Raw genomic sequence first — 11,731 nt, 5'->3', positions numbered from 1 at the left:
CATCATAAATAAGTTAGGAAATTAAGCATGACAGGTAAATTTATTGTCATCGAAGGTCTTGAGGGGGCAGGTAAAACCACGGCAATTAATACTGTTGCTCAAATTTTAAATAAACATAATATTTACGATTTACGATTTACGCGTGAACCGGGTGGTACACCAATTGCAGAAGCATTACGGAATATGATTAAAAATGGTTTGGATCATGAGCCTTTAACCGATAAAGCTGAACTTCTTATGCTATATGCAGCGCGTATTCAGTTAATTGATAATGTGATTAAACCGGCACTTGAAGTAGGTAAATGGGTTATTGGTGATCGGCATGATTTGTCGACGCAAGCTTATCAAGGCGGTGGCCGTCAATTAGATCAAGTTTTTATTGAAACATTAAAAGAACAAGTTTTAGGAAATTTTAAGCCTGATCTAACTTTATATCTGGATGTCGACCCCGAAGTTGGGTTAATACGTGCAAGGTCTCGTGGTGAACTTGATCGCATTGAACAGCAATCATTACCATTTTTTAAGCGAATTCGTCAGCGTTATTTAGAACTAGCCAAGCAAGATGAAGCTATTATTACTATTGATGCAACAAAACCAATCAATATGGTGACTGAGCAAATTGAACAAATTTTAACTTTATGGTTATCAACACAGGTTAATATTACATGATTTTAAATGACTATCCTTGGCTATTATTACCTTATCAGCAATTGGCCGATGGCATAATTCAAAATCGAGCTCATCATGCTTTTTTAATCCGTTATGTACAAGGTAGTGGTGAGGATGAACTTATCTATAAATTAGCTAGCCGTTTGTTATGTCAAGCTTCAGTAAATTTAGAGCCTTGCTTGAATTGTCATAGTTGTCAGTTGTTTTTATCACGTCATCATCCTGATTTTTACGTGATTTCTAATGAGCTGGGTAAGCCGTCGATTGGTATCGATCAAGTACGTAATATTTCAAGTAAGATTTATGAAAAATCACAGCAGGGGGGCAATAAAGTTATTTGGGTGAAATATGCTGCTTCAATGACAGAAGCGGCCGCTAATGCATTGCTAAAAACTTTAGAAGAACCTCCTGAAAATACCTATTTTATTTTAAGTGATGAGCATAATAGCAATTTGTTACCAACGATTCGTAGTCGTTGTTTTTCCTATTTTTTACCCATTCCGACACTTGAACAATCTATGGAGTGGGTGAAAAAACAGCACAGTCAGCCATATAGTGATAATGAACTTGCCTGTGCACTATTATTGAGCGAAAATGCGCCATTATCAGCAGTTGCTTTATTAGCCCCCGAAAAGTGGCAACAACGAAAAACATTTTGCGAAAATTTGTTAAAGTTATTACCTGAAAATGATTATTGGTTTTTGGCAGATACTTTTGAGCATGAGCAATTTGTTGAGCGTGTTATTTGGTTTTGTGCTTTGTTAAGTGATGCGTTAAAGGCTAAACAAAGAGCTGGGCGATTTATTGTTAATCGTGATCAAGTACCTTTAGTTAGGTTGCTTGCAACATTAAGTAATGAAAAGATTAATGCGCTTTATGATCTGTGGTTACAGGCTAGACGCCAATTACTTTCAGTAACAGGGTTAAATAAAGATTTAATTATTTATAATGTTCTTGCCCAATCAGAGTTAATTAATTGTCAATAGACTAATTAAAATGGTGTAGAATTTTCAGTTTTAGGCATACTTTGATGTAAAAGGATTGTAGTGAGTGAGTTATTTATCTATTGAATTTGGTTTGCTCTTTATCGCTTTTTTCGGGTTATATTGGGGATGCCGGTTGACCCCAAAATTACAAAATCATTTATTATTAATATCTAGTTATCTAATCGTTTGTAGTTACAGTTGGCAATTTGCATTTATTCTTTTTGCTTATACATGTGTGATATATTGTTTTTCAGTTATGATCACTCGTTCAAGGCGTTATGCAAAGCATTGGTTGTTTTTGGGGCTATGCTTATCCATAATTAATTTAGCTTTATTCAAATATTTTGATTTTTTCCGTTCAGAGTTACAGGTATTACTCAATTTATTAAATTTACCTATTTTATTACCTGTTTTGACTGTTTTTATTCCCATAGGTATTTCGTTTTACACATTCCATTCAATAAGTTATTTAGTTTCAATAAAAAAAAGGGAACTGCCGATTGTTAAATTTTGGGATTTTGCTCTATTTTTATCTTTTTTCCCAAGTATTATTGCTGGCCCTATAAACCGTGCTAAAGATTTTTTACCTCAAATTTCGGTAAATCAGCCTAGAGAAATTTTAGAGCCTTATAGAGCATTTACATTGATTATCTTGTCTGTAATTAAGGTGTATTGTTTAGGTGGGCTTATCTGTGAGGAATGGGTTAACCCGATTTTTGCTAATCCTTTAGAATTTAGTGTTCTTGATTTGCTGGTTGGTCTTTATGGTTATGCAATACAAATTTATTTAAATTTTTCTGGTTATACTGATTTAGTGACCGGTATTGCGCTATTATTAGGTTTTCGTTTACCCATTAATTTCAATTTTCCCTATTTGGCATTGAATTTAAGAGATTTTTGGGGACGCTGGCATATTAGTTTATCTCATTGGATTCGTGATTATATTTATATTCCACTTGGTGGTAGCCGCCGTGGCTTGGCTAGAACACAAATTAATGTTATGTTAGCCATGTTGTTGTCTGGATTATGGCATGGTGCGGGGGCTAATTTTATTATCTGGGGCGCATGTCATGGTTTTGGTATTATTGTACTTAACCTTGGTGATCACTTTTTAGGTAGAGGGTGGATAACAGCACGTTCCCCAATTATTGCACGATTATTGACGTGGCATTATATTTGTTTTACTTGGCTATTTTTTCATTGTGAAAGTTTATCGGACGCAATGGATTATTTAACAGCACTAACACATAACTTTTTGATTGAGCCACATTATGCTATTGCTTTTTTAGTTATAGCTTTTATCTATTTTTTATATCCAGTTTGCAAAAACTTTCCTGACTGGTTTGTTAGGCAACTTTATAAAATATCTAAAGTTTTTTTACCATTTGTGTTTGTTTTTATTTTATGGTCGGTTATTTATTGTGCTCCTTCCGGTATGCCACAGTTTATTTATGCTAGTTTTTAATTATGATGATATATAAAAAAACATTTTCAGAAAACAAAGTAAAATCTGAATCGGACTTAAAACGACAATGTTATAGAGCGCTGAATAAAGGTGTGCCGGCTAAATCATCCCATAATACAAGAAAGAAAACTAATCATCTTGATAATAATCCTTTGTCTGCTCGCTATGTATTGGTGCTATTATTTATTATTGCAATCTCATTAATGGCAATATATTACAAATCAATACTAATTTATTGGCAACAAACCTATCATACAGATCTTTTTGATTCTGGAAAAATCTTTGTTCAAGATAATTTAGTTGAAGAGCAGGTAGGAGCGACTCAGAAGCATTTAATTAAGTTTAAAGCATTGCCAATTGTTGATATGGGAAATTTTGCTTTTCCTAAGGAATCTCTTCCCTCATTTTTGAAAAGCAAACTATTATCACATGAAGCTATACAAATCGCAGTTACGGCTCCAGATCAGAGTGAAAAGCGCAATAATCAAGAAAAAACAAAAGTAGTTGTCTATCCAGATTTGCCACGCGTTAAAAATTATATTGAACATAATGAGCGTGTTTTGCCCCTATCACTTGGTGAGCGTTCAGAAGTGGATCAAGTAGAGCATTCAAAAAATTTAGTGACTTTGCCTATTGTGTTGTCTAAAAATGATAAAGTATTTTTAGCTGGTGATTCTTTAATGCAAGGTGTTGCGCCTTATGTTAAAAAAATGCTATTTAAGGAGTATAGTATAGAAAGTCTTGATTTAAGTAAGCAAAGTACTGGGCTTGCTTATCCAAAGGCTTTTAATTGGCCACATACCATTGATGAATATTTAACTGCTGATCCTTCTATTAAATTATTGATTATTTTTTTAGGTCCTAATGATCCTTGGGATTTTCCGGTTAAAGGATATACCAAGTATGCTAAGTTTAAATCTGAACTGTGGGAAGAACACTATCGTTTACGTATAGGAACTATTTTTGAGAGTGCTAAAAAACATAATGTGCAAGTGCTTTGGCTTGCACCTCCTTGTATGCGTAAATCAAAATTAAATGATGGAATGATTTATTTGAGTAGTTTATATGAATCAGAAGTCGAAAAAGCTAGGCAATATTTCTTAAAAACTAATATGTTATTGGGTTGTACTTACCAAGAGTTCAGTAGTTTCATTGAAACGGGTAAAGAAAAAATTAAAGTAAGATCCGATGATGGCATTCATTTTACGTCAACAGGTCAAAAGATTTTGGCTAAAGCTATTATTAAACTAATTACTTTTAGCGAATTAGAGGGTTCTCACATTGATTAAATCTATAAGGTATATTATTCCAATTTTTACGATAGTAATCACTGCCTGTTGTTGTATGGCTGAAAGTAAAACCAAGATTGTATCAGGCATTGTTGATTTTGGTGATCCAAATGCTGAGCAATTTGCGAGTCGATTAAAATCGTTGAGCATTAACCAACATACTGAACAAGTTGTAAAAATTACTCAATTTGGTGATTCGCATACTGCTGCTGATTTTTTTACTGGTGAATTTAGAACATTAATGCAAGCTGAATATGGTGATGCTGGTATTGGTTGGGTAACACCTGTATTTATTAAAGGTCAAAATCATATTGGCGTAAGTTGGGAATCAACAAATTGGGAAGTATTAAGCAGTAGAGCTTTGAGTGATATTGATTTTCCTATGGGTGGGTTTATTGCAAAGCCTATTAAAAATAACGCTAAAATTCAAATTAGACCAAAAGTATTAGATAATAAAATCTGGCAAGTTAAATTGACATTTAAAATGGTTAAAAATACACCTAATCCGCTTGTAGTTTATGATGATAATAATCATAAAATTTATTTAAGTACTATTCCTAAAGCCAATGTTTGGCAAACAACTTCTTTTAAATCTAAATTACCTATTGAGATTAATGGAAATGAAAATACTGAAATAGGTGGTATTTGGTTAACTCGCTATCGGCATTCAGGTGTCGTTGTTTCTGCTATAGGAACAAATGGTGCTAAACAGGCAATATGGCAAAAATGGAGCCCAAATTGGTTTAAAGAATTAGCGTTATCCCAAAGTGATTTGGTTATTCTTGAGTATGGTACAAATGAGAGCTTTGATGAAACATTAGATGTTAATGAGTATCGAAGTAATTTAGTTAAAAATATTCGTCAAATACGTAAATTATTGCCAAAAGCAGCTGTATTGCTTATCTCTCCACCAGATACAATGGTTAATGAAAAGCAGATACCTAAATTATTTTCGACGATTAAAAATATTCAAAAGCAGGTAGCAAGATCCGAAAAAACATTGTTTTGGGACTGGCAAGCTGCGATGGGTGGGCGATATTCTGTGAAAAAATGGTTGGCTCAAGGATTAGCACGTCCAGATTTAGTACATCAGACTTTACAAGGTTATAAAGAAAGTGCCAAAATCTTTTATACTGATTTAAATGAATTTGTTAGAAAAAAATAGGCTATTAATTTTTATAAAAGGAATAAATTTGTTATGTCATCACCAATTATCGTTGCTGTTGATTTTGCTAATGTTAAATCAGCATGGAATTTTATTGATCGGGTTGAACCGAAAGATTGTCGTTTGAAAATAGGTAAAGAGTTATTTACTCATGCCGGTCCTGATTTTATCAAGCAGGTCATGAATAAAGGCTTTGACGTTTTTTTAGATCTTAAATTTCATGATATTCCAAATACTGTTGCCAAAGCTGTAGCTTCAGCGGCTGATTTAGGTGTGTGGATGACAAATATTCATGCAAGTGGTGGTTCTCGAATGATGGAAGCCGCAAAAGATGCACTTTACCCTTATGGCAAAGAGGCTCCGATTTTAATAGCGGTAACAGTATTAACTAGTATGGAGTCTTCCGATCTTCAAGAAATCGGTATTAATATTTCTCCTTTAGAGCAAGCAACAAGATTAGCCTTGCTTGCTAAAAATTGCGGACTTGATGGTGTTGTGTGTTCCGCGAAAGAAGTACAAAGTTTTCGAACTCGTTTAGGTGGTGATTTTAAATTAGTTACGCCAGGCATTAGGCCTGCAGGTTCGCACCCTGATGATCAGCGTCGAATTATGACGCCACAACGTGCACAAGCTGCCGGTTCTGATTATTTAGTAATTGGGAGACCAATTACGCAAGCAGAAGATCCAAAAGCAGCTTTACAAGCTATTTTATCCACACTTGATGTAACCAAAGGTTAATTAAATATGTCTAATAATCCGCTTGTTTATTCGACCGATCTTGGTCGGATTAAACCAACAGAGCAAACTATTGTACGTCCAAAAGGTGATGGTATTATTCGAATTCAACGACAAACGTCGGGTCGTAAAGGAAAGGGAGTTTGTGTTATTTCTGGATTTGATATTGATGATACCCAATTATTACATTTAGCGACTGAATTAAAAAAGCGTTGTGGTTGCGGAGGATCTTTAAAAGGAGGGGTTATTGAAATTCAGGGAGATAAACGTGATTTATTAAAATCATTGCTTGAAGATAAAGGATTTAAAGTTAAATTAGTAGGTGGATAAACCTATTGCTGATAAGCGATGCGACCATGGTTGAAGTGGTCGTATCGCTAAACTAAAGTTAGTTTGATCTGTAAGTACGCATTTTTTTACTGATTTCTCGGCGCTCTTTAGAAATTTCTGCATTTTTTATAATGTAATCATCAACACGATCATCATAATCACTTTTCATATTTGCAATAACCGCCTGAAGTTCATCGTAAGTCATATCTGGTTTAATATAATCACTTAAATTTTCAAGTAATAATACGCGTTTTTGGTTATCTCGAATTTTTTTCTCGTTGTCTGATATTTCGCGTTTTAATTTATTTAAACGACGAGATAAACGAATGTACTCTAGTACATCTTGAAATGATGATGCGGTTGCTTTTTCCTTGTCCATCTATAACCCCTTATGTCTAAAAATGGAAAAATAAACTGTGACTAATTATATACCAATAAATTTTTAGATCATATTAAATATATCTTCATATTACATTGTTTAGCATCTAGATTAAATGTTATTTTATATAGTTATTATGTTTAATCTTTCCATTAAGCTCAATATTATGTTAAGTCAAAATCTGTTGCGATTGAAAAGAGTCTGTTATGCCTCATTTTTACTTGCCTACATATCAGCCATTAATGCACAATTTAATTTTACTTGTTTTAATAGTTTTATGTGTGTGGCTATAAGCCTAGTTTTTCCCAAATTTCGTCGATATGAGCAATGACTTTAGGATCTTTTTTGATGATTTTTCCCCATTCACGAGTTGTTTCACCAGGCCATTTATTCGTAGCATCTAATCCCATTTTAGATCCCAATCCTGAAACCGGAGAAGCAAAATCTAAATAGTCGATCGGTGTATTGTCGATAAAAGTTGTATCGCGATGTGGATCCATACGTGTTGATATAGCCCATATCACATCTTTCCAATCCCTTGCATTAATATCATCATCACAGACAATCACAAATTTTGTATACATAAATTGGCGTAGGTAAGACCATACACCTAGCATGACTCTTTTAGCATGACCTGGGTATTGCTTTTTAATTGTGACAACCGCTATGCGGTATGAACATCCTTCCGGTGGTAAATAAAAATCAACAATTTCTGGAAACTGTTTTTGAAGTATAGGGATAAAAACTTCATTTAATGCTAACCCCATAACCGCAGGTTCATCTGGTGGTCTACCAGTGTAAGTTGAATGATAAATAGCATCTTTACGATGAGTTAGATGTGTGACAGTAAAGACCGGAAATTGTTCAATTTCATTGTAATAACCAGTGTGATCACCGTATGGCCCTTCTGGTGCTAACTCGCTTGGATCGATGTAACCTTCAAGAATTATTTCCGCAGTTACAGGTACTTCTAAATCATTTGATAATGCTTTAACCACCTCGGTGCGACTGCCTCGTAATAATCCAGCAAAGGCATATTCCGGTAGTGTATCTGGCACAGGCGTTACAGCCGCTAAAATTGTTGCAGGATCAGCACCAATAGCTACGCTAACGGGGAATTTTTTATTAGGGTGAGCTTGTTGCCACTCTGCGAAATCAAGAGCTCCTCCACGATGTGATAGCCAACGCATGATTAGCTTATTTTTATCTAATAGCTGTAAGCGATAAATTCCTATATTTTGGCGATCTTTATATGGACCTTTCGTGATAGTTAGTCCCCAAGATAGCAATGGTGCCACATCTTCAGGCCAACAGTGCATAATGGGTAATTGTGTTAAATCAACTTGCTCACCTTTGAATATGACTTCTTGGCAAGGTGCTGATGAACGGTGTTTAACAGGCATATTCAATACTTGTTTATATTTGGGTAAAACATTAAAAAATTGCCGTATACCTTTTGGTGGTTCTGGCTCACGTAAGAAAGCTAAGAGTTCGCCTATTTCCCGTAATTCTGCGGTATCTTTTCGCCCCATTGCCATTGCAACACGTTTTGCCGTACCAAATAAATTGCATAAAACCGGCATATTATAACCAATAGGGTTTTCAAATAATAAAGCGGGACCTTCAGATCGTAATACTCGATCTGCTATTTCGGTCATTTCAAGATAGGGATTAATAGGATAAGTAATTCTTTTTAATTCACCTTGCTGTTCAAGATAATTTAAAAAATCACGAAAGTTTAAAAAGTTCATTATCGGTTACTCTCTATTTAAAACTTATCTTGTTTTATTTAACTAAAAAGATAACTTTAAATTTTTATAAAATTAATGTATTAATTGATGTCGACTAGTCTGCATCAAAGTTTTCACTGTAAATGGGTACTAATTTATTATTATTACATTCAACAATCTTTGGTAGTAAAATTTGAAATTGTGTCTGATCAATTTCAGTAAATTTGTTTTGATCAACTTGATAAAAAAGGAATTTATTATCTTGATCTTCAAACTCGAAAGATGCAATCCAATAATTTCTATCATTGTTATTTTCATTAGCAAAGATTTTAATAATGCTATTTTCACGTAAATCAGGTTGGTTATGTAATTGGTACTCAATTATATTTTCGGCAATTTGGGCGTCTTTTTCATCAAAAATAACGTACTCACTTCGATTCGTTTTACATTTATTAATGCTTATCTCTGCATGGCTACTTGTTATAGAAAATAATAAACCGATTAAGTTAATAATAGTTTTTTTTAAATTCATTTTTTTTGTTCCTTAATTAATTTTAATCATACTGGCTATTTGGTTAATCGCATCACGATTATTGGGTGATAATGTAAGATTGGCAGCATCATCAATTATCAGCCATTGATAAGCTAGATGTTCAGTTAGTATTGGTGTTATCTCATGTGAAAGCAGTAAGTAAAACCAATGTTCTGTATTCATTTTAACTTTCGGAGCATATTTATGTCTAAATTGTGGAAAAATCTCAAACTCAATGGTATGTTTAGCGTCAATTAACTCAAGATTTTGTCCGATAATGTCAATATTTGTTTCTTCTAAAACTTCACGAATTGCCGCATTGAATGGCAATTCGTTAATTTCTATACTGCCTGTGACTGATTGCCAAAAATTAGGATCATCTTGGCGTTGTAGCATTAGGCAGCGGTTGGTTGTTTTGCAGTAAATTACCACTAGCACTGATTCAGGATTTTTGAATTTTTGCATCAAAATTTTGTTACTTTTTGCTTACTTCTATCCCTAGCTCTACCAACGCAGTTGGGTTTGCAAGGCTTGGTGCATCAGTAAGTAAACAAGTTGCTGCTGTAGTTTTAGGAAATGCTATCACATCGCGGATGTTATCCGTTCCAGTTAATAACATACTTAATCGATCTAATCCAAAAGCTAAGCCAGCATGCGGTGGTGTACCATATTTTAATGCATCAAGTAAAAAGCCAAATTTTTCACGTTGATCGTGCTCATTAATTCCTAAAATTGAGAATACAGCTTGTTGCATTTCACTACGGTGAATACGGACAGAACCACCGCCCACTTCATAACCATTTATGACCATGTCATAAGCATTAGCGACGGCATTTTCAGGGTTTTTAAGCAATTCTTCAGGGGTATAATCTTTGGGTGATGTAAATGGATGATGCATTGCACTTAAGCCTTCATCTGTTTCTTCAAACATTGGGAAGTCAATTACCCAAAGTACCGCCCATTTATTTTCATCAGTTAGTCTTAAATCTTTACCCACTTTTAATCGTAATGCACCTAATGCATCGCTAACAACTTTATAACTATCAGCTCCAAACAGTAAAATATCACCATCTTTTGCATTGGCACGGTTAAGTAATGCTTCCATTTGTGATGTATTAAAGAATTTAGCAATAGGACTTTGTATGCCTTCTAAACCTTTACTGCGTTCATTGACTTTGAGCCAAGCCATTCCTTTTGCACCGTAAACAGAAATGAACTGGGTATATTCATCTAACTGTTTACGCGTTAATTGAGCACCATTTGGTACACAAAGTAAAGCTACACGACCTTTGGGATCATTGGCTGGTGTTGAAAACACTTTAAAATCGACATCTTTAACCAAATCAGCCACATCAATAATTTCAAGTGGATTACGTAAATCTGGTTTATCGCTACCAAAGCGACGCATCGCTTCGGTAAAAGTCATAACTGGAAATTTGCCTAAATCCACATTTTTCACATGTAACCAGAGCTCACGAATCATTTTCTCCATAACATCCCGTACTTGCTCTGCTGTCATAAATGAAGTTTCAACATCGATTTGCGTAAATTCAGGCTGACGATCGGCTCGTAAATCTTCATCGCGAAAACATTTTACAATTTGATAATAACGGTCAAATCCTGACATCATTAAAAGTTGTTTAAATAATTGTGGCGATTGTGGTAGTGCATAGAACTCACCCTTATGAATTCGACTTGGAACCAAGTAATCTCGTGCGCCCTCAGGGGTTGCTTTGGTTAACATAGGCGTCTCGATATCTAAAAAACCATGTTCGTTCATAAACGAACGAACAAATGCGGTAATTTTAGCTCGCGTTTTAAAGATCATTGCCATTTCAGGGCGACGCAAGTCAATATAACGATATTTTAGACGTTGCTCTTCACTGTTGTTTTGATTGAAATCAAGAGGCAAAACATCGCTACGGTTAAATATTGTCAATTCAGTTGCCAAAATTTCAATCTCTCCGGTTGCCATATCTTTATTGATTTGACCCTCCGGACGGGATCTTACTTTACCTTTAATTTGGATACAAAATTCATTACGAAGTTCTCCTGCAAGTTGGAATGCTTGTTGATAATCTGGATCGAAAAAAACTTGCACAATACCTTCACGATCACGCATATCAATAAAGATCATTCCACCTAAGTCTCGGCGCTTGTTGACCCAACCACATAATGTTACTTCTTGATTAACATGAGAAGCTGTTAACTGACCACAATAAATCGAGCGCATAAAATATCCTGTTTAAATATCAATCTATAAAAATTAGTGAGTATTATAAAACAAATAAAGACCTTATAAAGGCATTTGTTGAGTTTTATTCTTTATTATTAAAATGTGGTTCAAAAAAATTCATTAAAAACGAAAAAAGTTGATATACATAACATTTAATTTTTTATTATCAACGTGTTAATTTATTGGTTGTGAGATGTGATTAGTTTATAATGGCG

General features: G+C 34.3%; 12 protein-coding genes. 7 read left to right on the top strand and 5 right to left on the bottom strand.

All coding sequences use genetic code 11. The features are described from left to right. Positions 1 to 27: 27 nt before the first annotated feature. The 7 genes from tmk (at position 28) to yciH (ending at position 6,639) form a co-directional block, all read left to right on the top strand. Complete coding sequence (tmk, locus tag A9G48_RS10885) at positions 28 to 669, top strand: dTMP kinase (protein ID WP_034944483.1); 642 nt, start codon at positions 28 to 30, stop codon at positions 667 to 669. After that, positions 666 to 1,655: a DNA polymerase III subunit delta' C-terminal domain-containing protein gene (locus tag A9G48_RS10880; RefSeq protein ID WP_065576165.1), complete on the top strand. Its 990-nt coding sequence runs from the start codon at positions 666 to 668 to the stop codon at positions 1,653 to 1,655. The genes tmk and A9G48_RS10880 overlap by 4 nt, the downstream gene beginning before the upstream one ends. Before the next feature lie 64 nt (positions 1,656 to 1,719). After that, positions 1,720 to 3,120, top strand: a complete 1,401-nt coding sequence (locus tag A9G48_RS10875) for an MBOAT family O-acyltransferase (protein ID WP_034944478.1) — start codon at positions 1,720 to 1,722, stop codon at positions 3,118 to 3,120. Positions 3,121 to 3,122: 2 nt separating this feature from the next. Next, positions 3,123 to 4,409, top strand: coding sequence for an SGNH/GDSL hydrolase family protein (locus A9G48_RS10870; protein ID WP_051825094.1), 1,287 nt, complete (start codon positions 3,123 to 3,125; stop codon positions 4,407 to 4,409). Then, positions 4,402 to 5,574 carry a GDSL-type esterase/lipase family protein gene (locus A9G48_RS10865; protein ID WP_065576164.1) on the top strand — a complete coding sequence of 391 codons (1,173 nt, stop codon included), beginning with the start codon at positions 4,402 to 4,404 and terminating at the stop codon, positions 5,572 to 5,574. The genes A9G48_RS10870 and A9G48_RS10865 overlap by 8 nt, the downstream gene beginning before the upstream one ends. 33 nt (positions 5,575 to 5,607) lie before the next feature. Further along, positions 5,608 to 6,312, top strand: coding sequence for an orotidine-5'-phosphate decarboxylase (gene pyrF / locus A9G48_RS10860; RefSeq protein ID WP_051825089.1), 705 nt, complete (start codon positions 5,608 to 5,610; stop codon positions 6,310 to 6,312). A 6-nt stretch (positions 6,313 to 6,318) separates the two neighbouring features. After that, on the top strand, positions 6,319 to 6,639 hold the full coding sequence (yciH, locus tag A9G48_RS10855) for a stress response translation initiation inhibitor YciH (protein WP_034944472.1): 321 nt from the start codon (positions 6,319 to 6,321) through the stop codon (positions 6,637 to 6,639). A gap of 58 nt (positions 6,640 to 6,697) precedes the next feature. On the opposite strand, the gene tmaR is transcribed toward yciH, so the two are convergent. The 5 genes from tmaR to aspS form a co-directional block, all read right to left on the bottom strand. Then, positions 6,698 to 7,018, bottom strand: a complete 321-nt coding sequence (gene tmaR, locus A9G48_RS10850) for a PTS system regulator TmaR (RefSeq protein ID WP_034944469.1) — start codon at positions 7,016 to 7,018, stop codon at positions 6,698 to 6,700. A 287-nt stretch (positions 7,019 to 7,305) separates the two neighbouring features. After that, positions 7,306 to 8,769 carry a 4-hydroxy-3-polyprenylbenzoate decarboxylase gene (gene ubiD, locus A9G48_RS10845; RefSeq protein WP_034944466.1) on the bottom strand — a complete coding sequence of 488 codons (1,464 nt, stop codon included), beginning with the start codon at positions 8,767 to 8,769 and terminating at the stop codon, positions 7,306 to 7,308. A 94-nt stretch (positions 8,770 to 8,863) separates the two neighbouring features. Further along, positions 8,864 to 9,280 (bottom strand): hypothetical protein, encoded by a 417-nt coding sequence (locus A9G48_RS10840; RefSeq protein WP_034944456.1) that lies wholly within the window; start codon positions 9,278 to 9,280, stop codon positions 8,864 to 8,866. Positions 9,281 to 9,292: 12 nt separating this feature from the next. Further along, a complete protein-coding gene (gene nudB, locus A9G48_RS10835) occupies positions 9,293 to 9,745 on the bottom strand; it encodes a dihydroneopterin triphosphate diphosphatase (RefSeq protein WP_034944454.1) in 453 nt (150 codons plus the stop codon). A 10-nt stretch (positions 9,746 to 9,755) separates the two neighbouring features. After that, positions 9,756 to 11,513, bottom strand: a complete 1,758-nt coding sequence (aspS, locus tag A9G48_RS10830; protein WP_034944452.1) for an aspartate--tRNA ligase — start codon at positions 11,511 to 11,513, stop codon at positions 9,756 to 9,758. Positions 11,514 to 11,731: the final 218 nt, after the last annotated feature.

This window comes from Gilliamella sp. wkB18 (assembly GCF_001690875.1).
GTDB lineage: Bacteria > Pseudomonadota > Gammaproteobacteria > Enterobacterales > Orbaceae > Gilliamella > Gilliamella apicola_A.
The sequence above is the reverse complement of the archived record's forward strand: the minus strand, read 5'-3'. Positions and strand labels throughout refer to the sequence as shown.